Below are 26,254 nucleotides of genomic sequence, written 5' to 3'. Positions count from 1 at the left end.
CCGCCCGCAAGCGAGCGAAACGCGACCCCGTTGCCAATTAGCTAGCAATCCGAAATCACGATTTCAACCGCTTGGCGCTCGATTGACCCGCTTCATCGCCGACTGCGGGAGGAGTTACGCCTTCATTCCGCGCGATTATGGGTCGAAATCTCATCCAGCGGGATGGGGAAGAAGCGCGAACAAAAGGCACAATCGACGACGATCCGCCCATTCTCGTCAGCCATGTCGGCCCGCTCGGTTTCGGGAAACTGCGCGAGCACGCCGGCAAAATAGGCGGTGCTGCACCGACAGCCGCGCGACACCGAAACGCCGGGCTCCACGCGAACCTCATCCTCGTGGAACAGCCGCCATGCCAGCGTTTCCAGCGATGTCGCGGGATCGGTGAGTTCCTCGTCCTTCAACGTCGTCGCGATCGTGCGCGCATGCTCCCATTCGGGATTGTCATGCCGGACGTGCAGGCGGTCGCGGCCGACCTCGCCTTCGGGAAGATGCTGGAGCAGCAGCCCGCCGGCAAGGCAACCCGCCTCGGGATCGTGACGCGCGGCAAGCTTGATCAGGCTCGAAATCTGTTCGGACTGCTCGAAATAATGCTCGGCGGCCTCACCGATCGACGCGCCTTCGAGCGGGACGATGCCCTGATAACGCTCGGCGGTCGCAGCCTGGTCGAAGGTGATTGCGAGGAAGCCTTCGCCGAACAGCGCGAACAGGGTCGGATCGGACCCGACTTCGGCCAGCCGCTCCGCGTCGAATTTCAGATAGCCGCGCAGTTCGCCGCCACGATAATCGCAGACGAGCAGCTCGATCGGGCCGCCGCCGGTTTGCGCCTGCAGCGTCATCTGGCCATTTTCGTCCTTCAGCGTCGAACCGAGCAGGACGGTGAGTACGAGCGCCTCCGCGAGCAGCTTTTCGGCCACCGGCGGATAATTATGCGCCCCCATGATCGTCTGGAGCGTCGGCCCCAATCGCACCAGCCGCCCGCGCACATGGCGTTCGGCGATGGTGAACAGCAGGGGCTGGTCGAACCAGGTTTCGATGATTTCACTCACGTCTTCGAACTCACAATTTCCCGAATGCCCAGAGCAGGATCGATTTCTGCGCATGAACGCGGTTTTCGGCTTCGTCCCATACCCGCGACTGCGGCCCGTCCATCACCGCGTCGACCACCTCGTCGCCGCGATGCGCGGGCAGACAATGGAGGAAGATCGCGTCATCCTTGGCGCCGGTCATCAGCCGTTCGTCGACCTGATAGGGCGCCATCGCCGCGATCTTGTTGTGTGCATGATCCTGCCCCATCGACACCCATGTGTCGGTGACGACGAGGTCCGCGCCCGCGACGGCTTCGCGCGCATCGCGCATGATGTCGATGCGGACGCCCTTCGCGCGCGCCGCCTCGACGAAGCTCGCGTCGGGTTCATAACCCTGCGGCACACCCGCGCGGACGTGAAAGCCGAACAGGCCAGCCGCCTCGATCAGCGAGCCGAGGACATTGTTGCCATCGCCGAGCCACGCGAGCTCGAGCCCCGGCAGCGCCTTGCCGCTCTCGACGACCGTCAGCAGGTCGGCGACGATCTGGCACGGATGCGACAGGTCGGTCAGGCCGTTGATCACCGGGACGCTGGCATATTCCGCGAGTTCCTCAACCTTTGCATGGTCGTCGGTGCGGATCATGATCGCGTCGGCATAACGCGACAGCACGCGCGCGGTGTCGGCGATCGTCTCGCCGCGGCCAAGCTGCGTGACACCCGCATCCATGATCATCGGCGTGCCGCCGAGCTGGCGGATCGCGATGTCGAACGAGGCACGGGTGCGCGTCGAATTCTTCTCGAACACCATCGCAAGCACATGCCCGGCGAGCGGCGCATCGGCATCGACCTTGCCCTTGGGCCAGCCGGCGCGCGCCGCCTTGCGATCGATCGCGTCGGCAAGCATCGCGGCGACCGCGTCCCCGCCCGCGTCGGACAGGTTCAGGAAGTGCCGCATCACGCCCTCCGTTCTACAGGAACGGAAAACATCAGGACTCGGGCGGCGTGTAGCTCGCCGCACCTGCCGACAGTTTCTCGATAAATTCGGCGATATGGCTATCGTCGATGTTGAGCGGCGGCAGCACGCGAACGACATTCTCGCCCGCCGCGACGGTCAGCAGCCCGTGGTTGTCGCGCAGATGCGCCACGAAGGCACGGCTGTCCGAGCTGAGCTTGAGCCCGAGCATCAGGCCGACGCCACGGACGCTGTCGAACAATTGGTCGTGGTTGGGGATGAGCTGTTCGAGCGCGCCGCGTAGCCGCTCGCCGGTCGCCTTCACCTGATCGAGGAAACCCTCTTCGAGCACGACGTCGAGCACCGCCTGCCCCGCAGCACACGCCAGCGGGTTGCCGCCATAGGTCGAACCATGCGTGCCGATCACCATGCCGCGCGCCGCCTTTTCGGTCGCGAGGCACGCGCCCATGGGGAAGCCCCCGCCGATGCCCTTGGCGCTCGCCATGATGTCGGGGGTCACGCCGAAATGTTCATAGGCGTAGAGATGACCGGTGCGCGCGACGCCGCACTGGACTTCGTCGAACACGAGCATCAGGTCGCGCTTGTCGCAGATGTCGCGCAGTGCCTGCAGGAAGGGCTGCGACGCGGGGCGAATACCACCCTCGCCCTGGATCGGCTCGACGAGGAAGCCCGCGGTATTGTCGTCGACGAGATCGAGCGCGGCGTTGATGTCGTCGAACGGTGCATAGGCGAAGCCCGGCAGCAGCGGGTCGAAACCCTTGCGCAGCTTTTCCTGATTGGTCGCCGAGATCGTGCCGAGCGTGCGGCCGTGGAAGGCGTTGTTGAAGGTGATCAGCGTGTGCTTCTCGGCATTGCCCGCGCTCGAATGATAGGCGCGCGCGGTCTTGATCGAACATTCGACCGCCTCAGCGCCCGAGTTGGTCAGGAAGACCGTATCGGCGAAAGTGTTCTCGACAAGGCGCGCGGCATAGGCTTCGCCCTGCGGGCTGCCATAGAGGTTCGACACGTGCATCAGCGTCGCGGCCTGCTCTTGGATCGCCTTCGTCAGGTGCGGGTGGCCGTGGCCGAGCAGGTTCACCGCGATGCCGCTCGCGAAGTCGAGATAGCGCTCGCCTCGATCGCCGATCAGATAGGCGCCCTCGCCGCGAACCGGACGCACACCACACCGGGGGTATACGGGCATCAGCGGCGTGATCGTCATGGCAGGCACCTTTCAGTCAAAAGTAAAAAGGCGACCCCAAAACGGGCCGCCCTTGGTCGGGCCGCTCCTATACTGCCGCGGCCGGAGCCGCGTCAACATTGGGGGTGACAGGCGACTAGAGCGCTTTCGCCGCCTCCATCGTCAGCGTGAGCGAACGCTTGCGCGCATCATGATCGTACATCGACGACGCGATGATCACCTCGTCGACCCCGGTCCGCGCGACAAAGGCTTTCAGCCCCGCCGCAATATCGTCGGCGGTGCCGACCGCCGAGCATTGGAGCACATGGTCGAGGATGGCGCGCGCGTTGGGCGGCAGGCTGTCCTTATAACCCGCAAGCGGCGGCTGCATCTTGCCCGGATTGCCCGTGCGCAGCGCGACGAACGCCTGCTGCTGCGACGAAGCGAGCAGTTCGGCTTCTTCGCGGGTGTCGGCGGCGAAGCTGTTGAAGGCAGCAGCAGCATAGGGCTCGGCAAGTTGCGCCGACGGCTTGAACTGGCGGCGGTAGATGTCGAGCGCCTCGTCGAGCGCGTCGGGGGCAAAATGGCTGGCGAAAGCATAAGGCAGTCCGAGCATTGCCGCGAGCTGTGCACCGAAGGTGCTCGACCCCAAAATCCAGAGCGGAATATGCGTGCCCGCCCCCGGCACCGCGGTGATGCCAAGCTGCTCGTCGCCGGCGAGAAACGCCTGAAGCTCGAGCACATCCTGCGGAAACTGGCGCTCGTCGCTGGCGAGCGTCCGGCGCAGCGCGCGGGCGACACGCTGATCCGATCCCGGCGCGCGGCCCAGTCCCAGATCGATGCGGCCGGGAAACAGAGCTTCGAGCGTGCCGAACTGCTCGGCGATCACCATCGGGGCATGGTTGGGCAACATGATGCCCGCCGAACCGATGCGGATGCGCGACGTCGCTTGACCAAGATGCGCGAGCACGACCGACGTCGCGGCGCTCGCGATCCCCGCCATCCCGTGGTGCTCGGCAACCCAATAGCGTTCGTAACCAAGTGCCTCGGCGTGGCGAGCAAGATCGGCAGCGTTGGCGAGCGACTGGGCGATCGTGCCGGTGTCGGTGACGGGCACGAGGTCGAGGAAAGAGAGTTTCGTCATGAAACCGATATGCGGTGCGGGTCGCCGCGGTTCAAGCGCAGCGCTTCGCGAGCGGCGCGAAGAAAAACTATGCGCGCTCGTCCTTTGGCGAATCCATCAGCACATAGGTGGTGATCGAATGCACCTGCGGCAGCACGCCCAACACCTCGGTATGGAAATGCTTGTACGCCGCGAGATCCTCGGTCTCGACGCGCAGCAGATATTCGATCGTGCCGGTGATATTGTGGCATTCGCGCACCTCGGGCGCGAGCGCCATCGCCGCTTCGAAATCGGCCTGCGATTTCTTGGTGTGCGACGACAGGCCGACGGTCACATAGGCGAGAAAGGTCAGCCCGAGCTTCGCCGGGTCGATCACCGCGCGATAGCCCTTGATCACCCCGCTGCGCTCGAGCTCCTGCACCCGGCGCAGGCACGCCGACGGCGACAGCCCGACACGCTCGGCAAGTTCGAGGTTGGAGATTCGACCGTCGCGCGACAGTTCTTGCAATATCTTGCGGCCAATGGCGTCGATCTTGATCATAGATTGCACAATCTATCCGATGACTACGTATCTTTGCAATCCATCGCGCATCAAAACGCATTATGTTGCACGCCATGGAACAGACCACCCTCGCCGCGCTCTCCGCCTTCGCGCTCGTCTCCTCGATCACGCCGGGGCCGAACAATATGATGCTGATGGCGTCGGGCGCCAATTTCGGCCTCCGCCGCACCGTGCCGCACGCGCTCGGCGTCGGTTTCGGCTTCACCCTGATGATCGTCCTCGTCGGCGTCGGGCTGATGGGCCTGTTCGACCTGTTCCCCGTCCTGAACACCGTGCTCAAGGTGGTGAGTGTCGTCTATCTGCTATGGCTCGCGTGGAAGATCGCCAACGCCGCCGCGCCCGACACGGCGACCGGCGCGCGCGCCAAGCCGATGACCTTCTTCCAGGCAGTGATGTTCCAGTGGGTGAACCCCAAGGCCTGGTCGATGGCGCTGACCGCGATCGCGCTCTACGCCCCCGACCGCAATCTCGGCGCGGTGCTGCTCGTCGCGGTCGTCTTCGGGATCATCAACCTGCCCTCGACCAGCCTGTGGGCGGTGATGGGACAGGTGCTGCGCGGCTGGCTGTCGAGCCCGGCGCGGCTCAAGATGTTCAACTGGACGATGGCGGCATTGCTGGTGGGATCGCTCGCGCTGCTGATCTGATTGCAAGGTTGCGAACCGCAACCTATGCACGGCGCTCCATTCAGCGGAGACCAAGCCCCATGACCAGCCGCCGCCTCGGCAAGAGCGCCATCCATGTGTCCGACATCTGCATGGGGACGATGACCTTCGGCAGCCAGACCGACGAGGCCGAGGCATTCCGCGTCCTCGACCGCTGCTTCGACGAAGGCATCAATTTCTACGACACCGCCGAGGGCTATCCGGTTCCGCCCGACATCAAATGGGTCGGCCGCACCGAGGAGATTGTCGGACGCTGGATGAAGACCAAACCGCGCGATGCGATCATCATGGCGACCAAGGTGTCGGGGCCCAGCCATGTGTGGTTCAAGTCGCCGTGCCGCAACGGCATGACCGCGCTCGACCGCAAGAATATCATGCAGGCGGTCGACGACAGCCTGACGCGGCTGCAGACCGATTATATCGACCTCTACCAGACGCACTGGCCCGATCATGACGCGCCCTATGACGAAATGATGGACGCGCTCGACGAACTCGTCCGCGTCGGCAAGGTCCGCATCCTCGGCTGCTCGAACGAAACGAGCTGGGGGCTGATGAAGTCCCTTGCCGCGTCGGAAAAACTGGGCGGCGCGCGTTACCACACGATCCAGAATAATTTCAGCCTCAACAACCGCCGCTTCGAGGACGAGCTGGCGCAGGTTTGCCGGCAGGAAGGCGTCAGCCTGATCCCCTATTCGCCGCTCGCCGGCGGCGTGCTGTCGGGCAAATATCAGGACGGCGCGCGGCCCGAAGGCGCGCGTTTCTCGCGCTACCTCGGCATGGAAGGACGGCAGGCGGCGATGGGCCGCCGCTTCGTCAACGAAAAGAGCCTCGCCGCGACCGAACGCTACCTCGCAATCGCCGAAGAGGCGGGCCTGCACCCGGTTACGATGGCGACCGCCTGGTCGAAGCAGCACGACTTCGTGGCTTCGACAATCGTCGGGGTCAGCGCCTATGATCAGGTCCAGCCGATCCTCGATGCGATGGAACTCGTGCTGAGCGACGATGTGATGAAGGCGCTGCACAAGGTCAGCAAGGACATCCTCTACCCGATGGGCTGAGGCCGGTCGGGTTTTGAGGAAGGAATCGCCTTCCTTTCCCGTCATCCCGGACTTGCTCCGGGATCCATAACCGCGCCGTTCGAATGGATCCCGGATCAAGTCCGGGATGACGATTCAAATGACGTGCCCTGACGGCCATTCGAGGATCAGCGCCTCGCCTGTCCGTAGCTCGCGCCATGCCTTCGATAACCGCTCGAAGTCCTCGAACACGCGCGGCTGGGCGGCATCGATCCGCGCACGCTCGTCGGCACCGAGCGACGCGCGCGTCCGCTCGGCTTCACTCAGCGCCGCGCGCTGTGCCGGGCTGTCGGGTCGCGTGCTGCTGCGCCAGCCAATGTCGAACAGGAAAGCTGCGAGTTCGGACAATTCGCCGTCGCGGCCCTGCGCCTTGATCAGCTTCGCACCCTTCGCGACCTGTTTGCGCGCGGCGCGCTGGCGTTCCTTTGCCGACAGCGCGCCTCCCGCCTCGACATGGAAGGAACCCGCATCGCCGCCCGCCGCGATCTGGCCGAACACGCCGGTCTTGAGCCCCAACGCCGCCTCGACGACGAAATGCACCATGTCGTGCGGCAGGTCGGGGTCGAAGCCCGGCGCCGGATCCATCACCAGCACCGGCAGCCCCCCGCGCTCGATCCGCATTGAATAGCGGCGTTCGCCCGACCGGATGAAATGGACTTTCATGGGCACCGCCTATAGGCTCCGCAGCACTTCCACCAAAAGGATTTGCGATGACTTCTGCTCGCCGCGCGTTTTTCGCCCTTGCCGCTTTTTCCGCCATCATCGGCACCGCGCACGCGGCGAACCCGGTGATGTTCCGCGATGCGGGCTGCGGCTGCTGCCTCAAATGGCTCGAACAAGTGAAGGCGTCGTTCGGGCAGAAGGCGACCATCGTCAATTCGAAGGACATGGACGCGGTCAAGGACAAGCAGGGCGTGCCGCAGGCGCTGCGCAGCTGCCACACGGTGCTCGTCGGCGGCTATGTGATCGAGGGGCATGTGCCCGCGAAAGACATCGCCCGCCTGCTCCGCGAAAAACCCAAGGGCGTAAAGGGCCTCGCGGTCGCCGGCATGCCGATGGGGTCGCCCGGCATGGAGCATGGCGACCACCGCGAAGCCTATAAGGTCATGACCTTCGGCCCCGCCGGCCAGCGCGTCTATGCGAGCTACGCCGCCAGCCACTGACCGGATGCGTTCAACCGCGCGGCGGCGGAAACTCGTCATTGTCGAGCAATATGGCTTCCTCCTCGACCCGCCAGCCGCGCTCATAAACCACGCCATCGCCGCTTCCGATCCGGTCGACAACGGACGGCAACGACGACAGGCTTTCAGGTTTCCGTCCGCGATAACGGCGGGCGAAGTAGATCGGGATGCCGGCCAGCACGCCGAGGGTTCCAAAATAGAGGGCCAATGCGGTCCAATTCATCCGATCGCCCTCCTGCCATCCGCGCTACAGGCTCGCCTTGAACAGCTCGAGCATCCGGCCCCACGCCTTCTCGGCAGCGGCTTCGTTATAGGCGCGGCCGTCGGGCGGGCACCATCCGTGCATCGCGCCTTCGTACACCTCGACCTCGTGCCACTGCTTGCGCGGCGCGAGCACCTCCTTCAGCAGCACTTTCTCGTTCGGCGCTTCCTTGTCGTCATTGTCGGCGATCGCGAACAGATAGCCGGCGTTGGTTTTCGGGATCAGCAGGTGCGGGCTGTCGGGCTTGTCGGTGCCGACGCCGCCGCCATGGAAGCTCGCCGCCGCACCGACGCGATCGGGCTTGAGCGCCGCCGTATAGATGACCATCGGGCCGCCCATGCAATAGCCCGTCGTGCCGAGCTTCCGCTTGGTGTCGACTTCCTTCTGTGCATCGAGAAAGGCAAGATGCGCCTTGGCGTCGGTTTCGACAATCGGCTTGGTGAGCTGCTTCAGATAGCCGAACAGCTTCTGGCGGACCGCCTCATTGCTCCAGTCGTTCGCGGCATCGACTACCGGCGACTTTTGCCAGCGGTAAAACGGGTTTACGGTCAGCACGGCGTAACCCTCGGCAGCGAGCCGGTCGGCCATCTGCCGGAATGCGGGACGGAGCCCCCGGATATCGGGCCACACGAGCACGCCGGGATGCTTGCCGCTCGCCGGCGCGACAAAATAGGCGTCGCAAGTGCCGTCGTCGGTCTTGATCGTGACATCGCGGCCCTTCACCGGCTTGCCCGCCATCGCACGCGCGGGCAGCGCGGCGGCGAGCGCACCGGCGCCCGCAAGCGCGGTAAAGCTGCGTCGTCCGACGGGCATTCCAGCGCGGTCGAGGTCGGCTTCGGTGTTCTCGGTGCACATGCAATCTCTCCTTGGGGACATTTGGAAAAGTCGCAGAAAACTGCGCAACTTCATTCGCGATTGAGTGTCGATGGGCGCGGAAGGCTTGGTATCGTCCTCAGGCTAATGGGACGATGTTTTTTAGGACAGTCCTTTTTTTGCCGCAGACGCCCCCCGTCAGCGCCGATCGCCCAATATCGCATTGTCCCCGCCGTCGTTCCGGTCACGATCGGCCGCCCTCAACAGGGAATTGTAGGACGCCGTCCGGCCGCTGCCCAAGCCGTCATCCCGCGTCTCGACCTCTTCCCATTGATCGGTGTGGCGCGCGGCGGGCGTATCGTCGAGCGCCTCCCGCGTGATGCGCTGCACCTTCTTCATCCGCCGCCATACCCACACCGGCAAGACGACAACCGCGCCGAACAGCATCAACGGGTACAGAATATTCCACATCATAGGTCGCGCCCCCCGGCCAATGGTCAAGCAGCGATGCTAATCTCTTCAAAGGCAAAGGCAAGCCGGTGCACACCGACCTCGCGCAGCATCTCGCCATGTGCGATCCGGTCGACGATATGCCCCGCACCGCAAAAGCCGACCACGGTCATCCCCGCAGCGATCGCGGCCTGCGCGCCCGTCGGCGAATCCTCGATCGCGAGGCAGTCGACCGGGTCGACGCCCAGCCCCTTGGCCGCCGCAAGATAGATATCGGGAAACGGCTTGCCGCGATCCCAGCCGTCGGCGCTGTAGACATGCTCGCCGAAATGATGGCCGAGCCCGAACAGCCCGAGCGCCCAGCCGATATATTCGGCGCGGCTCGATGAGGCGATCGCGCGTGGCAGCGACCCGAGCATGTCGAGGAAGGCCGCCACCCCGGGGACTGCATCAAAGCCCTCCATATAGCGCGCCCGCGCCCGCGCGCGGTGCGTCTCGCGGAAGTCGTCGGGCAAGGCGCGGCCGTAGCGCGCGACGATGCGACGCTCGGTCTCCTGCCAATTATGGCCGTAATAATCGCGCAGGCACTCGTCATAGGTCGCGGGCATGCCGGCCGCGGTCAGGCTCTCCGCAAGCGACAGGTTCGCGCGCACTTCGCTGTCGGCGATGACGCCGTCGAAATCGAAGATGATCGCGGCGGGAGGAGTTGATCTCATATTCTTCATATTTGCCGCCTAGAGCATCGGGGATCAGGAGACACCCCCAATGAAATTCATTTCGCTCAAGTCGCGCGGCGGCAACTATCTTCTCGTCGCCGAAAATGTCGCTTGGCTTCGCGACTATGAAAATGGCCAGACGCAGGTCGGCATGGTCGGCGGCACGCCGCTGCTGGTTGCGGGCAAGCTCGAGGACATCGCGGCGTCGATTCTGGAACAGGCCAACTCGACCGAGTGACGCGCCGGCGGCTGCCGGCCCGTCAGGGCATGACCCCATGCTCGCGCGCATAGGCCCACGGCCCCTCGCCCGACCAGCCGCGCCCGTCGGGAAAGCTGAGCTTGAGTCCGCTGAGCTGCGCCGGGTCGAATAGGCGCATGTTCACACCCATCAAATCGACCTCGCCGCCCATCCGCTCGATCAGCCCCTCGGTCGCAGACCAGTGCGTCGTACAGCCGCAGGTCGCGCAAAAGTGCAGGTCCGAATTGGGGTTCTCGCGATCGGCGCGATTATAGGTCCGCGTCGCCCCTTCGATCACCACATCGCGCGGCGACATATAGCTCCAAAGGATACCGTGCGAGAAGCAAAGCGAGCAATTGCACTCGGCGATCTCTTCGGGCGCCTTGGCGAGCCGCACCGAGACGGCGCCGCAGTGGCAGGTTGTGTTCCAGTTCATTCCTTCTCCACTTCGCCCGGAGTCATTGCATCAAACACGGCGGCGCCCAAAACCCGGACGTGCGGGTGCGGAACGGACAGCGGGTTCCGGCGGGTTTTGAAACCGGTCGATAGCGGCGAGCGCCTCGTCGATGCGCCGGTCGGTTAGCACAAAGCCGATCCAGATATCGGCGCGCACCCCGAACAGCGCGTTCGCCTTTGAAAAATAGCCCGCCGGATGCGAAGGCGGAAATCGGTCGGGGCGAACGAGATGCAACAAAATAAACTCCGTTTTACCTTGGCTTCCCCATGTCGAAATTCGCGAGATTTCTTGCCAGGGGATCATATCCTCCGACCATGAACGCGAATAAATTCCTCTGGATGAAATTCTGACGCGGTCGGCCGAACCAAACAGGCGCGGCAAAAGACCGATTCCCGCGCCCCCGAAGAAGATCAGGCCAATCCAGCCGACAATCTGTCGTTTCACGCCTTGTGCAGGCACAATCAGCCCCGCAAAAATAGCGGAAAACCAGACAATGCCCGCAGCAAGAGCAATTGCCGCCGCAATGCGCCACCAACTATCCCTTGCGATGAAGGGATCTGGGCTCACTCCACGGTCACCGACTTTGCGAGGTTACGCGGCTGATCGACGTCAGTGCCCTTCGCCACGGCGACATGGTACGCCAAAAGCTGCACCGGCACGGCGTAAACCAAAGGCGCGATCAGCGGGTGGACCTTGGGCATCTCGATCGTCGCCATGCAGCCGTCGCCGGCTTCGGCGAGGCCCTCGGCGTCGGAAATCAGCACGACCTTGCCGCCGCGCGCCATGACTTCCTGCATGTTGCTGACGGTCTTTTCGAAGAGCGGCCCCGACGGCGCGAGGACGATCACGGGAACCGCTTCGTCGATCAGCGCGATCGGGCCGTGCTTCATTTCGCCCGAGGCATAGCCTTCGGCATGGATGTACGAGATTTCCTTGAGCTTGAGCGCGCCTTCCAAGGCGAGCGGATAGTCGGGGCCGCGGCCGAGGTAGAGCACGTCGCGCGCCGGAGCGACGAGGTGCGCCATGCCGGCGATATCCTCGTCATGCGCAAGCGCGGCGTTGAGCGCGGCGGGCGCCTCGATCAGATGCCTGACGATCTCATGCTCGTCGGCGGCGCTGAGCTTGCCCTTTTTGAGCGCGAGATGCGCGGCGAGCGCGGCGAGCACCGCGAGCTGGCAGGTGAAGGCCTTGGTCGAGGCGACGCCGATTTCGGGACCGGCATGCGTCGGCAGCAGCAGGTCGGCCTCGCGCGCCATGCTGCTCGTCGGCACGTTGACGACGACAGCGATCGTCTGGCCGTTCGCCTTGCAATGGCGGAGCGCCGCGAGCGTGTCGGCGGTCTCGCCCGACTGCGAGATGAAGAGCGCGAGCCCGCCGGCCTGGAGCACCGGGTCGCGGTAACGAAACTCCGACGCGACATCGATATCGACGGGAACGCGCGCGAAGGTCTCGAACCAATATTTGGCGACCATGCCGGCGTAGAAGCTGGTGCCGCACGCGACGATGGTGATGCGCTCGACCTTCGACAGGTCGAAATCCATCTGCGGCAGCGCGACGGTCTGTTCGAGCGGGCGGATGTAGGAGGAGAGCGTCTGCGCGACGACGGTCGGCTGCTCGAAAATCTCCTTCTGCATGAAGTGGCGGTAATTGCCCTTCTCGACCGCGGCGGCAGTGACGCCCGACGTCGTAATCTCGCGCGTCACGGGATTGTTGTCGGCGTCGTAGATTTGCGCGCCGTCGCGCGTGATGACGACCCAGTCGCCTTCGTCGAGATAGGTAATCTTCTGCGTCAGCGGCGCGAGCGCGAGGGCGTCCGAACCGAGGTAGGTCTCGCCTTCGCCATAGCCGACGACGAGCGGCGAGCCGAGGCGCGCGCCGATCAGCAGGTCGGGATGCTGGCGGAAGGCGATCGCGAGCGCAAAAGCGCCGCGAAGCTGCGGGAGGACCGCCTTCACCGCATCCTGCGGCGACAGGCCGGCCTCGACCTGTTCGCTGACCAGATGCGCGACGACCTCGGTATCGGTCTCGCTTTCGAATTTGCGGCCGCGCGCCTGCAGCGCTTCGCGCAGCGGCTTGAAATTCTCGATGATCCCGTTGTGGACGAGCGCGACTTCGCCCGTCGCGTGCGGGTGCGCGTTGCTGGTGGTCGGCGCGCCGTGCGTCGCCCAGCGCGTGTGCGCGATGCCGACGGTGCCCGGCGCGGGATTGCCCGCGAGCTCCTTCACCAGATTGCCGAGCTTGCCCTCGGCGCGGCGGCGGATCAGCTGACCACCCTCGACCGTGCACACGCCCGCCGAGTCATAGCCGCGATATTCCATGCGCTTCAGCCCGTCGACGAGGCGGTCCGCCACCTGATCCTTGCCGATGATTCCGATAATTCCGCACATGGGGTCTGGCTTTCGTTAGAGCGTGTAGGGAACGCGAATACCCGGCATCGATGCCGGAAACACCTTGATATTGCGCGTGACGAGAATGCGCCCGCTGATCTGCGCGGTCGCCAGTACGAAAGCGTCGACCAACGTCAAGCCCTTGCGCTCCGCGCGCAGCGCCGCCGCACGGCGCGCGACCGCATCGCCGATTTCCTCGACCTGGAAGCAACCGAGAAAGGCCTCGACCGCCTTGACCGACGCGGAATCGGCGGCGGACATCACTTCGGTCCAGCTGACGCGGCTCACACTCTTGCGCCCGGCACGGCGGATCTCACTACGCGCCGCCTCCACGCCGTTCAGCGCGTCGATCAAGATGTCGCTGTCGAATTGCGCGTCGATCATTCGCGCTTGCCCCGCAGACGCCGCTGATATTTCAGCCCGTCGCCGATATCGTCGCGGGTGCGGAAGATGCCAAATGCATTGTCGATCGCGTCCCCCGAAACTTCTGCGCGATAGGCCGTCACCGCGCGGCGAACAAGTTCGGCGCGCGACACACCCTGCTCCGCCGCTTGCGCGTCAAGCCATTGAATATCGTCATCAGGGATGTCAGCGAGGAAGCGCATGCATCCATGATATCATATCATGATATCAAATCAAGCGGACAACTGTTTCCGATAAACAACGAACCCCGATTTTTCGGCGATACGGTCATAGAGCAACATAGCTGTGTCGTTTGTTTCATGCGTGAGCCAATAGACACGCGGCAGCGAACGCTCCTTTGCCGCGGTATAGACAGCCTCGATCAGCGCCCGGCCGACACCCTTGCCGCGCGCTTCGGCAGCGGTGAACAGGTCCTGCAGGTAAAGCGAGGGCAGCAGCGACGTTGTGCTGCGATGAAGCAGATAATGGGTCAGGCCGAGAAGCACGCCGTCCTGTTCGGCGACGAGCGCGAACATCGGCTCATAGGGATCGAAGAAGCGTTCCCATGTTGCGGCGGTGATCTCGGGCGCCAGCGCGGTATCGCCGCTGCGGCCGTAGAATGCGTTGTAGCCGTCCCACAAAGGCAGCCAGTGGCCGTAATCGGCGCGCGCCGCCGGGCGGACGATCAGGCCGCTCATGACCGGCCGAAATTCCGGTCGACGAAGATCATCGCGAATTGCCGCGGATCGGGCGCCTCGCCATTGCCCGCGGCGAAGCGCGCCTTGCCGTCGGTCCAGATTTGCAGGATCTGCGCAGGCAGCTCGGGACCGAACTTCATCTGCTGCTCGACGATCTGCTCCCAGCTTCCGGTCGTGCCAAAGCTTTGCTCGAGTTGCGGCACCATCGCCTTGCAATAAGCCTCGGTCGCGGGGTCGAGATGACCGATCGCCTTCAGCACCCAGGCGTCGACAAAGCGCAGAAAGGGCTTGTCGGCATAGCGGTCGCTCACTTTGTCTTCTCCATCCATTCGTCACGCAGCAGGCCATAGATCAGCGAATCGCGCACGCCGATATGCGTCTCCCACTCGCCGCGCAGCCGGCCCTCGCGCTGAAAGCCCAGCCGTTCGAGCAGTCCGATCGAGCCGGGGTTTTCGGGGTCGGTATCGGCAAAGATCCGGCGCAGTTTCATCTCGCCGAACCCATGATCGATCACCCGCGCCACCGCTTCGCGCGCGATACCGCTGCCCCATTGGTCGCGGCGCAGGATATAGCCGATTTCCTTCACGTCGGGCTTGCCGTCGATCAGGATCACCCAGCCGAGAGCGACATCGTCGCCCGCGGTGATCGCCCAGCAGAGATAGCCCTGCCCTTCGCTGGCATTGCCTTTGACATAGTCGGCCGTCTCGGCAAGCGATGTGTGCGGCCCGCTCGACCACCAGACCATCACCTCGGGATCGGACAGCACCGGGTACAGAGCGGCGGCGTCGTCCTCGCGCAGTTGGCGCAGCACGAGGCGCGCGGTGGTGAGGGTCGGCGCGGCCATCGGGGCTACTTCTTCTCCGCCGCCTTTTTCTTGCGCATCGCATCGTGGAAGCGGTCGGCCCAGCCGGGCTTGACCAGTTGCTCGCCGCGCACGATGCGGAGCTCACCATCGGCGACGTCGCGCGTCACCGCGCTCCCGGCGGCGACGATCGCATCGGCACCGATCTTCACCGGCGCGACGAGCGCGCTGTTCGATCCGATGAAGGCTCGCTCGCCGATCTCGGTCTTATATTTGAAATAGCCGTCGTAGTTGCAGGTGATCGTGCCCGCGCCGATGTTCGCGCCGGCGCCCACGCTCACATCACCCAGATAGGTCAGGTGGTTCGCCTTCGCGCCCTTGCCGAGCACCGCTTTCTTGGTCTCGACGAAATTGCCGATCTTTGCCTTCTCGCCCAGGATCGTGCCCGGGCGCAACCGCGCGAACGGGCCGACTTCGCAGCCCGTACCGATGATCGCGCCCTCGATATGACAGTTGGCGCGGATGTTGACGCCGTCGGCCACCTTCACCCCCGGACCGAAAAAGACATTGGGCTCGATCGTCACGTCGCGGCCAAGCTCGGTATCCCACGAGAACCAGACCGTGTCGGGCGCGCGCAGCGACGCGCCGCCCGCCATCGCCTCTTCGCGCTTGAACGCCTGCCACTGTGCCTCGGCGGCCGCGAGTTCGGCGCGGCTGTTGATCCCGGCAACATCGGCGGGATCGGTCTTGACCACCGCACAGCGGCGCCCGTCGGCGTTCGCGATATTGACGATATCTACGAGGTAGAACTCATTCGCCGCATTGTCGTCGGTGACACGCGCGAGCAGCGCAAAGAGGTCGGCCGACTTCGCCGCCATCAGCCCCGAATTGCAGAGGCGCACCGCGCGCTCGGCGTCGGTCGCATCCTTATGTTCGACCATCTTGGTGACATAATCGCCCTCGGTAATGACGCGGCCATATTGCAGCGGATCGGCGGGTTCGAACGCGAGCACGACAACCGCGGGCGCATCGGCGGCGCCCAGCCGGTCGATCATCGCCTGCATCGTCGCGGCGGGAACGAAGGGCACGTCGCCATAGAGGATCAGCACATCGCCGTCGAAGCCCGCGAGCGCCGCTTCGCCCTGCTGCACCGCATGGCCCGTACCTAGCTGCGGGTCCTGCACCGCAAGCTCTGCAGTACCGCCGAGTGCCGCTTCGAGCTGGTCGGCCTTGTCGCCGACGATCACGACTTTCTTGGCCGGGTTCAGTTCATCGACGCTCGCCATCAGGTGGAGCAGCATCGGTCGCCCCGCAATCGGGTGCAGCACCTTGTGCAGGTCGGACTTCATGCGGGTGCCCTTGCCCGCGGCAAGGACGATAGCGGCGATGGGATTGCTCATGCGCGCTGCCATGCCAGCAAATCATTGCGGTTTCCAGAGCATCGCGCCATGCGCAGCGGATGAACGGATTTCCTTTTGCGATCGTCGGCTTCGACCTCGACGGCACTTTGCTCGATACGCTGGGCGACCTTGCCGCCGCGGTCAATCACACGCTGGCATCGATGGACCGCGCCCCGCTGACCATCGACGCGGTGCGGCCGATGATCGGACGCGGCGCGAAGCATATGCTCGAGGAAGGCCTGCGCGCGTCGGGCGGCGTTCCCGATGGCGCGGTCGAACGGCTCTATCCCGAACTGCTGGACTTTTATGCGGCGCATATCGCCGTCCACAGCCAGCCCTTCCCCGGCGTGATCGCCGCGCTCGACCGGCTCGATGCACTCGGCGTGCGCACCGCCGTGGCCACCAACAAGGCCGAGCATCTGGCGCGCCTGCTGCTCGCCGAATTCGGCTTGGCCGACCGCATGGCGACGATCATCGGCGGCGACACGCTGGGCGTCCGCAAGCCGTCGCCCGAGCCGATCCATGCAATGGTCGAGCGATGCGGCGGCGGCCGCGCGGTCTTCGTCGGCGACAGCATCTATGACGTCATGGCGGCGAAGAATGCGGGCGTGCCCAGCGTCGCGGTCAGCTTCGGCTTCCTCGACCGCCCCGCCCCGGAGCTTGGCGCCGACCATGTGATCGATCATTTCGACGAGCTGGTGCAGCTCCTCGCGACGCTCTAGCGCTTGCGCCACTTCGTCCAGAGATGCTTCGCGAGCATCGCGGGCGGCATGCGCAGCCAGTGCGAGCGGATGTAGAAAGCCTGTTCGAGCAGCGGGTCGGTCACGCGGCCCCAATCGTCGCGCGCGAAGAGGCGGCGGCGGAACCATATATCGGTTGGATCCATCCGATCCCACCCGCTCGGCAGCATCGCGCCATAGATATCGCGCGACAGCCGCGCCGCGCGATGCACCGCGTCCTGCAAGCCATGGAGCGCCGCGCGACCGTCGAGCTGCCCCCAGAACCCCGGATCGGCTTCGGCAAAATCACGCGTCATCGTGTGGAAATCCCACAGATTGCGCAGCCCGCCCTGCAAATCGCCGTCTGCGAGCATGTGTGCCGCGCAATGGCACGCCATGTCGGCGGGGTTCAGCACCGAATAGCCGCCACCGCCCGTCACCGCGTCGCTCATCATCGCGAGCGCGTCGGGTGTAATCCGGTGGGTGCGCGGCAGGATCGTGTGATGGACGTCGATCATCCGGTCGCGCACCTTGTGGATCAGCGGCGGCAGCTCGTGCATATGCGCGCGGTAATAATGGTCGTCATAGGGATCGGACTTCACCCATTCCCACCCGGCGTTGAGCAGCTCATTCTCGGCGCGCCGGATGTCGGAGGCGAGAACGAGGATGTCGAGATCGCCGATCTGCCGCCCCGCCGAACAGCTCATGCCGGCAGCGGCATAGGCCGCGCCCTTCAGCAGCACGAATTCGATCCCCGCGGGTGCGAGCGCGCGCCGCGCCATCTCGGCCTCCCACAAGGCCTGGCGCTGCGCGACCGCGGCGGCAGCGCGCTGGTCGGCGAACAGCGCGGCGACGGTTGGCGGCAATTGGGCCTCGGTCAATCGGTGCGCGAGCGTCGCGAGCATCGCCTCGCTGCGGGCGACGCCGATCACGCCGTCCCAGTCGCCCGGCGCGAGCGCGGCCGGATCGCGGCGCCCGGCGAGCAGGTCGACAAAGGTCCGCACCGCACTCACCGGGGCGTCTCCGCCCATAGCTGCTCGACCAGCGCGATGCCCGCCGCGCTGTCGGGGTAGGAAATGCCGAACGCCGGCGTTTCGCGGACAAGCCGCGTCAGCGCGGCAAAGCCCGCTTCGCCGAGCGCGACATAGTTGGTCGATGCCTCGGTCAGCCGCACGAAAGCCTCGCCCTCGCCCATCGGCTCGATACTTGCCTCGCCGCCGAAGCGCGGGAAGAGCAGCAGCGCGGGGCGCGCGGGTTCGTGCATCGCGGCGATGGCGTCGGGTCGCGGGATCAGGTGGCGGATATCGCCCTTCGGTGTCCCCGCGAGCAGCGGGCCGAGCCGCGCCGGATCGACCCGTGCCGCCACCTCGGCAATCGCTTCATTCTTCAGGCTGACCGCGCGCGGAAAGGCGAAGGCATCGCCGCCCTCGGGGTCGATCAACGTGAATTCGTCGCCCATCAGCCGCCAGTCGCCCTCTCCGAGCAAGGCCGCCAGGGTTGATTTTCCCGACCCCGATTCGCCCGACAGGATCACCGCGCGCCCATCCTTCGCGACCGCACTGGCGTGGAGCAGCATGTGCCGCCGCCAGCCCAATGCGACCTGCAAATTCATGCCCATCTCGGCGGCGAGCAGTCCCATCGACAGCGGCAGCGGCAGCGCGTCGGGCACGACGAAATCGCCGCCGATATGCACCGACGGCCTTAGCCAGCGCCGCCAGGGACGCGCCGCGAAGAGGCGCACCGTCGCGTCGGCGGGGCGATCATCGTCCTTTGGATATCCAGCGTACAGCCGTTCGAGCGCCGCGATCGGCTCGCCCCAGTCGCTGCCGATCCGGAACTGCACCGGCCCGACCGCAATGCGAATGCCGTGCCTCACGCGCGCTCCACCAGCCCCATCGCGGCGAGTTCGCCGAGCCGCTCGGCGAGGATCGACTGCACGTCGCCGCCATCGCCCAGATCGAACGTCGCCGCGAGCCGCGAAGCAAGCGTCGCCGCGCTACACGCGTCGGAGTCCATGGCACCCAGAATCTCGGGCATCGGCGAGACGACGAGATGCGTCTGCATCGATCGCCGGTCGAAGATCGCGGTCAATTCGCCCAGCGGCTCGATCCGCAGCGCGCCCGCGGGCGCGGCGCGATAGGCGCGATCAGTCATAGACTTCGGCGGCAGCGGTCAGCTTCGCAAGGATGGCCATCAGCGTCGCGCGCTCGCCCGCGCTGATATTCGATTCGAGCTGTGCCTCGCTCGCGAGCGCCGCGGGGACGATCGCGTCATAGAGCGAGCGTCCCGTTTCGGTGAGTTCGAGGTGATGCGAGCGCCCGTCGGCTTCATGCGCCTGACGCGCGATCAGCTGGCGATCGGCAAGCGCCTTGGCCGCACGATTGACCGTGACCTTGTCCATGCGCGTCGCCTGAACCAGCTCGCGCTGCGTCTTGGGCTGTCCTTCGCCCAGCACCGCCATCAACCGCCATTCGGGAATCTTCAGCCCGAAACGATTCTCATATTCGGCGGCGATCCGGCTCGACAGGGCATTGGAGGCAATGGACAGACGATACGGCAGGAAATTGTCGAGATTCAGCTTCTTCGCGGCCATGCCTTACAAACCCTCACCTTTTGCCCGGTCGCAGCCATCCTATAGCCTGTTTCGGGTCTGTGAAGGTCTCTCGGCGGGAGAATCAGAAAGAAAGTCGCGCGCCGACCCACAGAGTCCGCGGGGTCGCGCGCTCGACGATCCCCGACGAGGAAATCGCCGCAGGGACGAGTTCGTCGAACAGATTCTCGCCGCGCGCCTCGATGCTGATCGCCTCGGCAAGCTTCCACGATAGGCCGGCGTCGAGCGTCAGCGCATCGTCGAGTTCGAGCAGGCCAAGGTCATCCTCATTCTGCTTGCCGACATAGCGCAGCGTCGCAAAGCCGCCGAACGGGCCGCCGCCATTGCTGCGTAGCGACACGCTGCCGCCATGCTTTGCAATCTGTGCGGGGCGGCGGCCATCGAGCCCAAGCGCCGCACCCGATGCATCGACGTTGGCGTCGGTAAAGGCATAGGTGGCGCGGAGCGTCGCGGGGCCGATCCGCTGCTCGGCGCTGACCTCGACCCCCTTGCTGTCGATCGCGTCGAGATTCTGTCGCTGGTTGAGGTTCGGCGCGAGCGTGACATTCGCGATCGCATTCGTCAGATGGTTCGCGAACAGCGTCGCCGACAGTTTCGTATCGCCGCTCTCCCAGTCGGCTCCGACCTCGCCGCCCCACAGCCGTTCAGGCTTGAGCATCTCGTTCGCGGTCGTCACCTCCGCACCGACGCGGAACGGGCGATAGAGTTCGTTGAGCGTCGGCAGGCGCCAGCCGCGATAGCCCGCGGCGCGGAGCGAAAACGCGTCCGAGGTCCAGCGCACACCCGCCCGCCCGCTGCCTTCCCACCCCTGCCGCGCTGCGAAGCGCAGGTTGGTGATGACGGGGCCCGCGATATTGCGTTCGAGCCGGTAGCCCTCGCCGAGCCACCAGCGATCAACGCGGCCGCTCAGCGTCCAGAGGAAGCCGTCATTGGTGTCGCCCGACGTCCATTCGGCGAAAGCGCCAACGGTATCGCTGCTGCCGCCCGCGATGCGGTGGCGGCCGGGAACTATGCCGCTGAAGAAGAAATCCTCCTCGGTCCGGCCGGTCGTGCGGCGCCAATCGGCACCGACTCGAAGCGGATTCGCTCCGCCTATCGCGGGACGCAATTCGAACCGCGCGCCAATACCTGTCGCCGGCACGCGCTGAAACAGCGCGGGCGCGACGCTGTTCCGCCCGGCCGCGACGCTCGCGAAGCCGCTTTCGAAATCGCGGAGCTGGATATAGCCCAGCGCAAGCCATTGCGTCTCGCCAGCGGGATCGTGGACGAAGCGCAGACTCGCATCGACGCCATCGAATTTGCTTTGCGTGAAATCGGTCCCGCGGTCGCGCCGGTCCGAAAAACCGCGCAGGCTGGCCTCGATCCGGCTGTCGTCGCCAGCGTCAAGACGCAAACGCAAGCCAAGTCCACCCTGTTCATAGGGTGCCGCCCGGTCGACCGCACCGCGCTGGCCCTTCGCGACGGGAATAAAGCCGTCGCCGCGGCTATAGCGGCCATCGACCGCAATCCTGCCCCTGCCGATTTCGCCGCCAACCGACGCCGATGCGTCCCAGCCATCGCGGCTGCCATAAGCCATGCTCGCCTCGACGCCATCGGTCATCGTCGAATACAGGCCGACCGTTCCCGCCAGCGCACCGGGACCATCGACGCCGCTCCCGCCGCCGCGGGCAACGAGAATGCCGCCAAGGTTGATCGCGTCATAGGCGCTCCACGCGACCCATCCGCCGAATGGGTCGGCCTGCGGAATACCATCAAGCGTGACGAGCGCGCGCGCGGACGCATTGCCGCCGAGGCCGCGCAAGGTGATGCCCTGACTGGTCGGATGCGCCGAGCGACCGTCCGATCGACGAAACTGGACGATGCCCGCTTCGTCGCGCAGACGGTTCTCGATGCGCGCGCCGAAGCCCTGTTCGGGATAGGCGATCAGGCTGGAGCCCTGAACCGTATCGCTGTCGGCCGGTTGAAGCGCACCGCTCCCCCGCACGACGATGATTTCAGTCGGAATGCGTGGAACCCAGAAGCTGCAGCAGCCACCGGCTTCTTCCGCGGCCGCCTGGTCGATGGCAGCTGCGCTCTCCTCGTCGATGGCGCCGCCCTGCGCCATCGCCGCCGCCGGCATCGCCAGCAGCGCGGCCCCAGCAAACAGCCGGATCACGCGGGTTTGACCGCGTCGGGATGCGCTCTCTGGAAAGCGTCCAGCTCCATGCACGCCGCATCGATCTCTATCAGCCGCGGAAAGGCGTCGAGCGGCACCTCGAAGCGGCGCGCGTTATAGATTTGCGGGACGAGGCAGCAGTCGGCGATCCCCGGCGTGTCGCCGCCGAGATAACGCCCGTCGCCCGCCATCGCCTCCAATGCCTCGAACCCCTGCGTAATCCATGTCGCGATCCAGCGCTCCTTGGTCTGCTCGTTGAGTCCGAGGTCGCGTTTCAGATATTTGAGCACGCGCAGGTTGTTGAGCGGGTGGATGTCGCTCGCGATCACCTGCGCCCGTGCCAGCGCGATCGCGCGCGGCATCGCCTCTTCGGGGATCAGCCGCGGTTCGGGAAAGGCGCGGTCGAGCCAGTCGATGATCGCCATGCTCTGGATGATCGGCTCGCCGTCGACGACGAGCATCGGGACGAAGCCCTGCGCATTCTGCTCGAGATAGGCGTCGCTGCGCTGCTCGCCCGCGATCAGGCTGATCTCGACGCGCTCATAATCGAGCCCTTTGAGATTGAGCGCGATGCGCACGCGAAAGCTGGCCGAGGAGCGGAAATAGTCGTGGAGAATGAGCGATGCCATGAGGAGACCTTTTATCGTCATCCCGGCGAAGGCCGGGATCTCGACGGAGCTTCAGGACGCAGGGTTGAGATCCCGGCCTTCGCCGGGATGACGGATATGAGCGGATCACCCATCGCGCAAGATCGACAGAAGGCTAGTTTTTCTCGCGCTGAGGCATCTCCGCAATCCATTGCCTGAGCAGCGCCGCACCTTCCCTGTGCACCGTCGAGCGCCCGACCTCGGGCATCGCGATGCCGGGGTCGGTGCTTTCAAGGCGATAGATCAGGAAACTGTGCGCGGGGTCGCCGGGCGCGATGGCGAACTCCATCCCTCCGCTGCCGCGCCCCGCCGCGGTCGGGCGCTTGCCGATACCGTAATTCACACCCGCCGGATCGTCGGTCCAGCGCAGGAACAGCCCGCTGTTCGACGCGCTGCCCGCCGGGTTGTGGCAATGTGCGCAATTGACGTCGAGATAGGCGCGCGCGCGGTCGGCAATGCTGCCTGCCTTGGGGTCGTCCCACTGCGGCATCGTCGGTTTCAGCGCAGCGACATTGTCGAAATAGAGCGCGCGCAATTTGTCGGACGCGGCGGGATCGGGAATGAAGTTCCGCGCCTTGGGTCCGATCGGGACGATCTCGCCGCTGAGGCTATGGCATTCCTTGCACTGATTCTTGTTCGGCACCGCATAGCGGATGCTGTGCGTCTCGCCGTCGGGGCTTTTGAAGGTCACGGGAATGCGACGCCCGCCGAGCGCCAGCGTCGCGTCCTTGCCGTCGGCGTCCCAGATATAGGGCAGCGCGGTCCAGCCTGTCGCGCGGCGGATCAGCAGCCGCGTCTCGACCGGGCGTCCGCCGTTGACGTCGCTCCAGCCGAAGCTTTTGACGAGCACGGTGCCGACCGGAAAGTCGATCACGCCGTCGCTTCCGACCTTCGCCTTCCTCCCTGCCGGGATCGAGATGAAGCGGTGCTTGTCGGTATAGTCGCTGAACAAAGGCGCACGCAGCGTGTAGCGGAGGCCCGTCGACGGCTGCGCCGGGTCATTGCCCCGAAACAGACCGAACGCCGACAATTTGGGCGGCATCGCGTCGCTCTCGACGACAGCCTGATCGACACCCGGCGGCGCCAGGGCCGCGCCGCCGCTCGAACATAATAATGCCGCACCAATCGCGGCAAAGACGCGTCTCACTTGACCTTCGCCTCCATCGCATCGGGCAGCTTGATCGCCGGCAGCGCCGCGGGCGGCGTACCCTTCGACAGGTCGGCGGGCGCCGGCTTCGCTTCGCTCTGCGGCGTCTTCACATCGGGCAGGTTCAGCGACAGCACGCCGACCTTGTCGAGCACGACCGCATCGCCCGCACCGTCCCACAATACCGGCGGAATACTGCCCCCCATCGCCGCCGCGATCATGTCGCCCCCGGGGAATTTCGGCGCATAGCCCGCCTTGCCATGCTGGTTCCCGCGCACGACGATCGCTTTCGGCAACGGCTGGTATTTCGGATCCTTATGCTCGTAGCGATAGCCGACGATCATCACGTTCGCGGTGCCGTTCTGGTCGAACACATTGTCGAAAATCTCGACATTGCGGTTCGCCATGATAAGGACCCCGGTGCCCGTCGGCACGCTCGCGACGATATTGCCCTTGGGCGCGAAATTCGGCGTGCTGTTGTCGTTCACGATATTTTCGAACACGCGGACATTGTGGCCGCCCTGCATCGGCAGGCTGGGCAGGTCGAACACCAATATACCGCCGGTGTTCTTCGTCGCGATATTGTCGTGAACATCGGCGTCATAGCTGTTCTCGATCTCGATCCCCGCGACATTCTCGGTCGCGATCGAATCGCGGACGACGATATTCTTCGACTGGCCGACATAGATACCCGCATCCGAAGCGCCGCGCACGAAAACGCTATCGATCAGCACGTCACTGCTTTCGACCGGATAGATGCCGTACGCGCCGTTGGTTTCCTTAGGCCCCGCGGTCCATTCGACGCGCAGCTTGTAATAGACGATGCGGTCGGCGCCCTTCGACTTGATGCCGTCGCCCTTGGTGTTGAGCACCGCAAATTGGGTCAGGAGCACATCGTCGCTGGTGACAAGCAGTCCCTCGCCCGCGCCCTGCTGTCCCGCAAAGTCGAGGATCGACCCGCCCTCGCCCGCCCCGGCGCCGCGCACGGTAACTCCCGCAACGTCGAGCGACAGGCCGTCGGTCAGCTTCCACACGCCCGCGCCGAGCTGCACCGTGTCGCCGGGCTGCGCGAGAATCAGCGCTTCTTGCAGCTTTTCGTTCGCGTCGGGCGTTGTTGCACTGACGCTGATCACTTTCGCCGCCGCCGGACTGGCGGCAAAGCCAGCCACGATGCAGAGCGTCGCCGCGTGGCACAGGCCATGGAATCGCATATGTCTCTCCCCTTATTTTCGGGGAACATGGTGCAAGACTTGACGGATGCCAAGCGATGTTGCTGACATATGTGTAGCTAACCCGGGGAGAGGTCGCTTTGATTCACAGATTAGGTTTGGCGCTTGTCGCCATGATAGCCGTGCCGTCGATGGCCGCGGCGCCCGCGCCGATCGCGGGACGATGGAAGACCGACGATGGCAAGGGTATCGTCGTCATGGCCGCATGCGGCAACAAGATGTGCGGGCGCGTCGAGCGCCTGCTGATCAAGCAGCCCGCGGGCGGCCAGCTCGACGAGCGCAACCCCGACAAGGCGAAACGTAGCCGCAAGGTCACGGGCCTGCAGATTTACTGGGATCTCGTGCCCCACGGCGATAGCTGGAAAGGCGAAGGCTATAGCCCCGAGGACGGCCGATATTACAAGGCGCACCTGCGCGTGAAGGGCGACAAGATGACGATGAAGGGCTGCGTCAGCGTATTTTGCCGCACGGTGACGTGGACGAAGATGAGCTAGGCATTTCCGCTCGTGTCGAGCGAAGTCGAGACACCCTTAAGTGGTACTCGACCGATGGGCATCTCGACTTCGCTCGATGCGAACGGGTCTTTAGTGAGACTTATGCGTCGGCGCCCAAGATCCAGTCGACGCCCGCCGCGACATGGATGCGCGTCGTGTCATAGATCGGCAGAACATTGGCGTCGGTGTCGACCAGCATCACCAGTTCGGTGCACGCCAGCACGATCGCCTGGATATCCTGCTTCGCGATGTCGGTGATGAAGGTTTTCATCGTGCGGCGCGAACTTTCGTTCACCTTGCCCAGCATCAGCTCTTCATAGATGATGCGGTCGATCTCGTCGGTGCGCGTCGCGTCATAAGGCGCGAGCGTCAGCCCGTGACGCACCAGCCGCTGGCGGAACCAGGGCTCGGTCATCACATTGCGCGTACCGATCACCGCGGTCGCCTTGACGCCGTCGGCCTTCATCTTCTCGCCGGTTTCGTCGACGATATGAAGCAGCGGGATCGAGATCGCCGCGGCGACGTCCTCGGCAACCTTGTGCATCGAATTGGCGGCGATCATCAGCGCGGTCGCGCCCGCGGCCTCGAGCCGCTGCGCCGATGCGATCAGCACCTCCTTCGCATGCGTCCATTGTTCGGGCGTCGTAATCCGCGACAGCTCGCAATAGTTCAGGCTCTCCATCAGGATCGGCGCCGAACAGGCGGTGCCAAGGCGCTTTTGCACGCCCTTGTTGAGGTGCCGGTAATAAAGCTCGGTCGATGCCCAGCTCATTCCCCCGATCAGGCCGATTTTGCGCAAGATGGTCCTCCGAAATACAACAAAACCGGGTCTCGCCGGACCCGGTCCCGAACTTGGCTAGAAAAAC

34 protein-coding genes are annotated in these 26,254 nt (G+C 64.9%); 6 read left to right on the top strand and 28 right to left on the bottom strand.

What is annotated here, in order from left to right; genetic code table 11:
• Positions 1 to 122: 122 nt before the first annotated feature.
• The 5 genes from GGC65_RS01065 to GGC65_RS01045 form a co-directional block, all read right to left on the bottom strand.
• The gene (locus GGC65_RS01065) at positions 123 to 1,046 is read right to left on the bottom strand and encodes an Hsp33 family molecular chaperone HslO (RefSeq protein WP_318780103.1); all 924 of its coding nucleotides are present in this window, start codon (positions 1,044 to 1,046) and stop codon (positions 123 to 125) included.
• A 10-nt stretch (positions 1,047 to 1,056) separates the two neighbouring features.
• Positions 1,057 to 1,983, bottom strand: coding sequence for an ornithine carbamoyltransferase (gene argF, locus GGC65_RS01060; RefSeq protein WP_192645469.1), 927 nt, complete (start codon positions 1,981 to 1,983; stop codon positions 1,057 to 1,059).
• A 28-nt stretch (positions 1,984 to 2,011) separates the two neighbouring features.
• A complete protein-coding gene (locus GGC65_RS01055; protein WP_192645468.1) occupies positions 2,012 to 3,199 on the bottom strand; it encodes an aspartate aminotransferase family protein in 1,188 nt (395 codons plus the stop codon).
• A 115-nt stretch (positions 3,200 to 3,314) separates the two neighbouring features.
• On the bottom strand, positions 3,315 to 4,301 hold the full coding sequence (locus tag GGC65_RS01050; protein ID WP_192645467.1) for an LLM class flavin-dependent oxidoreductase: 987 nt from the start codon (positions 4,299 to 4,301) through the stop codon (positions 3,315 to 3,317).
• Positions 4,302 to 4,368: 67 nt separating this feature from the next.
• Positions 4,369 to 4,821, bottom strand: coding sequence for an Lrp/AsnC family transcriptional regulator (locus GGC65_RS01045; RefSeq protein WP_192645466.1), 453 nt, complete (start codon positions 4,819 to 4,821; stop codon positions 4,369 to 4,371).
• A gap of 74 nt (positions 4,822 to 4,895) precedes the next feature.
• On the opposite strand from GGC65_RS01045, the gene GGC65_RS01040 reads away from it, so the two are divergent.
• Positions 4,896 to 5,486 carry a LysE family translocator gene (locus GGC65_RS01040; protein ID WP_192645465.1) on the top strand — a complete coding sequence of 197 codons (591 nt, stop codon included), beginning with the start codon at positions 4,896 to 4,898 and terminating at the stop codon, positions 5,484 to 5,486.
• 59 nt (positions 5,487 to 5,545) lie between these two features.
• Positions 5,546 to 6,562 carry an aldo/keto reductase gene (locus tag GGC65_RS01035; RefSeq protein ID WP_192645464.1) on the top strand — a complete coding sequence of 339 codons (1,017 nt, stop codon included), beginning with the start codon at positions 5,546 to 5,548 and terminating at the stop codon, positions 6,560 to 6,562.
• A gap of 114 nt (positions 6,563 to 6,676) precedes the next feature.
• On the opposite strand, the gene GGC65_RS01030 is transcribed toward GGC65_RS01035, so the two are convergent.
• Positions 6,677 to 7,243, bottom strand: a complete 567-nt coding sequence (locus tag GGC65_RS01030; protein WP_192645463.1) for a hypothetical protein — start codon at positions 7,241 to 7,243, stop codon at positions 6,677 to 6,679.
• A 47-nt stretch (positions 7,244 to 7,290) separates the two neighbouring features.
• Between GGC65_RS01030 and GGC65_RS01025 the strand changes: the two genes are divergently transcribed.
• On the top strand, positions 7,291 to 7,743 hold the full coding sequence (locus GGC65_RS01025) for a DUF411 domain-containing protein (RefSeq protein ID WP_192645462.1): 453 nt from the start codon (positions 7,291 to 7,293) through the stop codon (positions 7,741 to 7,743).
• Positions 7,744 to 7,753: 10 nt separating this feature from the next.
• Here GGC65_RS01025 and GGC65_RS01020 read toward each other — a convergent pair whose 3' ends face one another.
• The 4 genes from GGC65_RS01020 to GGC65_RS01005 all read right to left on the bottom strand — a co-directional run bounded on the left by GGC65_RS01020 (position 7,754) and on the right by GGC65_RS01005 (position 10,011).
• Entirely contained in the window at positions 7,754 to 7,969 is a 216-nt protein-coding gene (locus GGC65_RS01020) for a hypothetical protein (protein WP_192645461.1), read from the bottom strand.
• Between the two features lie 39 nt (positions 7,970 to 8,008).
• A complete protein-coding gene (locus GGC65_RS01015) occupies positions 8,009 to 8,878 on the bottom strand; it encodes a dienelactone hydrolase family protein (RefSeq protein WP_192645460.1) in 870 nt (289 codons plus the stop codon).
• A 156-nt stretch (positions 8,879 to 9,034) separates the two neighbouring features.
• Positions 9,035 to 9,310, bottom strand: a complete 276-nt coding sequence (locus GGC65_RS01010) for a hypothetical protein (protein WP_192645459.1) — start codon at positions 9,308 to 9,310, stop codon at positions 9,035 to 9,037.
• Positions 9,311 to 9,333: 23 nt separating this feature from the next.
• Positions 9,334 to 10,011: an HAD family hydrolase gene (locus GGC65_RS01005; protein WP_192645458.1), complete on the bottom strand. Its 678-nt coding sequence runs from the start codon at positions 10,009 to 10,011 to the stop codon at positions 9,334 to 9,336.
• A gap of 40 nt (positions 10,012 to 10,051) precedes the next feature.
• Between GGC65_RS01005 and GGC65_RS01000 the strand changes: the two genes are divergently transcribed.
• The gene (locus GGC65_RS01000; RefSeq protein WP_192645457.1) at positions 10,052 to 10,240 is read left to right on the top strand and encodes a hypothetical protein; all 189 of its coding nucleotides are present in this window, start codon (positions 10,052 to 10,054) and stop codon (positions 10,238 to 10,240) included.
• Positions 10,241 to 10,262: 22 nt separating this feature from the next.
• Here GGC65_RS01000 and GGC65_RS00995 read toward each other — a convergent pair whose 3' ends face one another.
• From GGC65_RS00995 to glmU, 9 genes are read right to left on the bottom strand one after another with little or no spacing between them, the layout of a single operon-like run.
• Positions 10,263 to 10,676 (bottom strand): GFA family protein, encoded by a 414-nt coding sequence (locus GGC65_RS00995; RefSeq protein WP_192645456.1) that lies wholly within the window; start codon positions 10,674 to 10,676, stop codon positions 10,263 to 10,265.
• A gap of 30 nt (positions 10,677 to 10,706) precedes the next feature.
• Positions 10,707 to 11,264 (bottom strand): STM3941 family protein, encoded by a 558-nt coding sequence (locus tag GGC65_RS00990; RefSeq protein WP_192645455.1) that lies wholly within the window; start codon positions 11,262 to 11,264, stop codon positions 10,707 to 10,709.
• Positions 11,261 to 13,084 carry a glutamine--fructose-6-phosphate transaminase (isomerizing) gene (glmS, locus tag GGC65_RS00985; RefSeq protein ID WP_192645454.1) on the bottom strand — a complete coding sequence of 608 codons (1,824 nt, stop codon included), beginning with the start codon at positions 13,082 to 13,084 and terminating at the stop codon, positions 11,261 to 11,263. The genes GGC65_RS00990 and glmS overlap by 4 nt, the downstream gene beginning before the upstream one ends.
• Positions 13,085 to 13,099: 15 nt before the next feature.
• Positions 13,100 to 13,468, bottom strand: a complete 369-nt coding sequence (locus tag GGC65_RS00980) for a PIN domain-containing protein (protein WP_192645453.1) — start codon at positions 13,466 to 13,468, stop codon at positions 13,100 to 13,102.
• Positions 13,465 to 13,689: a ribbon-helix-helix protein, CopG family gene (locus tag GGC65_RS00975; protein WP_192645452.1), complete on the bottom strand. Its 225-nt coding sequence runs from the start codon at positions 13,687 to 13,689 to the stop codon at positions 13,465 to 13,467. The genes GGC65_RS00980 and GGC65_RS00975 overlap by 4 nt, the downstream gene beginning before the upstream one ends.
• Positions 13,690 to 13,719: 30 nt before the next feature.
• On the bottom strand, positions 13,720 to 14,184 hold the full coding sequence (locus GGC65_RS00970; protein WP_192645451.1) for a GNAT family N-acetyltransferase: 465 nt from the start codon (positions 14,182 to 14,184) through the stop codon (positions 13,720 to 13,722).
• Positions 14,181 to 14,495 (bottom strand): hypothetical protein, encoded by a 315-nt coding sequence (locus GGC65_RS00965; protein ID WP_192645450.1) that lies wholly within the window; start codon positions 14,493 to 14,495, stop codon positions 14,181 to 14,183. The genes GGC65_RS00970 and GGC65_RS00965 overlap by 4 nt, the downstream gene beginning before the upstream one ends.
• The gene (locus GGC65_RS00960) at positions 14,492 to 15,028 is read right to left on the bottom strand and encodes a GNAT family N-acetyltransferase (RefSeq protein WP_192645449.1); all 537 of its coding nucleotides are present in this window, start codon (positions 15,026 to 15,028) and stop codon (positions 14,492 to 14,494) included. The genes GGC65_RS00965 and GGC65_RS00960 overlap by 4 nt, the downstream gene beginning before the upstream one ends.
• A gap of 5 nt (positions 15,029 to 15,033) precedes the next feature.
• The gene (gene glmU, locus GGC65_RS00955; RefSeq protein ID WP_192645448.1) at positions 15,034 to 16,398 is read right to left on the bottom strand and encodes a bifunctional UDP-N-acetylglucosamine diphosphorylase/glucosamine-1-phosphate N-acetyltransferase GlmU; all 1,365 of its coding nucleotides are present in this window, start codon (positions 16,396 to 16,398) and stop codon (positions 15,034 to 15,036) included.
• 47 nt (positions 16,399 to 16,445) lie between these two features.
• Between glmU and GGC65_RS00950 the strand changes: the two genes are divergently transcribed.
• Positions 16,446 to 17,108: an HAD-IA family hydrolase gene (locus GGC65_RS00950; protein ID WP_192645447.1), complete on the top strand. Its 663-nt coding sequence runs from the start codon at positions 16,446 to 16,448 to the stop codon at positions 17,106 to 17,108.
• Here GGC65_RS00950 and GGC65_RS00945 read toward each other — a convergent pair.
• The 8 genes from GGC65_RS00945 to GGC65_RS00910 all read right to left on the bottom strand — a co-directional run bounded on the left by GGC65_RS00945 (position 17,105) and on the right by GGC65_RS00910 (position 24,876).
• A complete protein-coding gene (locus GGC65_RS00945) occupies positions 17,105 to 18,118 on the bottom strand; it encodes a nucleotidyltransferase family protein (protein WP_318780102.1) in 1,014 nt (337 codons plus the stop codon). The genes GGC65_RS00950 and GGC65_RS00945 overlap by 4 nt on opposite strands.
• Entirely contained in the window at positions 18,115 to 18,981 is an 867-nt protein-coding gene (locus GGC65_RS00940; RefSeq protein WP_192645445.1) for an HprK-related kinase A, read from the bottom strand. The genes GGC65_RS00945 and GGC65_RS00940 overlap by 4 nt, the downstream gene beginning before the upstream one ends.
• Positions 18,978 to 19,259 (bottom strand): HPr-rel-A system PqqD family peptide chaperone, encoded by a 282-nt coding sequence (locus tag GGC65_RS23680; RefSeq protein WP_192645444.1) that lies wholly within the window; start codon positions 19,257 to 19,259, stop codon positions 18,978 to 18,980. Before GGC65_RS23680 ends, GGC65_RS00940 begins: the two co-directional genes overlap by 4 nt.
• Positions 19,252 to 19,698 (bottom strand): MarR family winged helix-turn-helix transcriptional regulator, encoded by a 447-nt coding sequence (locus tag GGC65_RS00930; RefSeq protein ID WP_192645443.1) that lies wholly within the window; start codon positions 19,696 to 19,698, stop codon positions 19,252 to 19,254. The genes GGC65_RS23680 and GGC65_RS00930 overlap by 8 nt, the downstream gene beginning before the upstream one ends.
• 82 nt (positions 19,699 to 19,780) lie before the next feature.
• Positions 19,781 to 21,871 (bottom strand): TonB-dependent receptor, encoded by a 2,091-nt coding sequence (locus GGC65_RS00925; RefSeq protein WP_192645442.1) that lies wholly within the window; start codon positions 21,869 to 21,871, stop codon positions 19,781 to 19,783.
• Positions 21,868 to 22,500, bottom strand: a complete 633-nt coding sequence (gene maiA, locus GGC65_RS00920) for a maleylacetoacetate isomerase (RefSeq protein ID WP_192645441.1) — start codon at positions 22,498 to 22,500, stop codon at positions 21,868 to 21,870. Before maiA ends, GGC65_RS00925 begins: the two co-directional genes overlap by 4 nt.
• 133 nt (positions 22,501 to 22,633) lie before the next feature.
• Positions 22,634 to 23,665: an SO2930 family diheme c-type cytochrome gene (locus GGC65_RS00915; protein ID WP_192645440.1), complete on the bottom strand. Its 1,032-nt coding sequence runs from the start codon at positions 23,663 to 23,665 to the stop codon at positions 22,634 to 22,636.
• Complete coding sequence (locus GGC65_RS00910; RefSeq protein WP_192645439.1) at positions 23,662 to 24,876, bottom strand: parallel beta-helix domain-containing protein; 1,215 nt, start codon at positions 24,874 to 24,876, stop codon at positions 23,662 to 23,664. Before GGC65_RS00910 ends, GGC65_RS00915 begins: the two co-directional genes overlap by 4 nt.
• Positions 24,877 to 25,025: 149 nt before the next feature.
• Here GGC65_RS00910 and GGC65_RS00905 point away from each other — a divergent pair, with 149 nt between their 5' ends.
• On the top strand, positions 25,026 to 25,388 hold the full coding sequence (locus GGC65_RS00905) for a DUF2147 domain-containing protein (protein ID WP_192645438.1): 363 nt from the start codon (positions 25,026 to 25,028) through the stop codon (positions 25,386 to 25,388).
• Positions 25,389 to 25,488: 100 nt separating this feature from the next.
• Here GGC65_RS00905 and GGC65_RS00900 read toward each other — a convergent pair whose 3' ends face one another.
• Entirely contained in the window at positions 25,489 to 26,187 is a 699-nt protein-coding gene (locus GGC65_RS00900; protein ID WP_192645437.1) for an aspartate/glutamate racemase family protein, read from the bottom strand.
• Positions 26,188 to 26,254 lie beyond the last annotated feature (67 nt).

The organism is Sphingopyxis sp. OAS728 (assembly GCF_014873485.1).
GTDB lineage: Bacteria > Pseudomonadota > Alphaproteobacteria > Sphingomonadales > Sphingomonadaceae > Sphingopyxis.
Note: the sequence above shows the minus strand (reverse complement) of the source record. Positions and strands in the feature narration are given on the sequence as shown.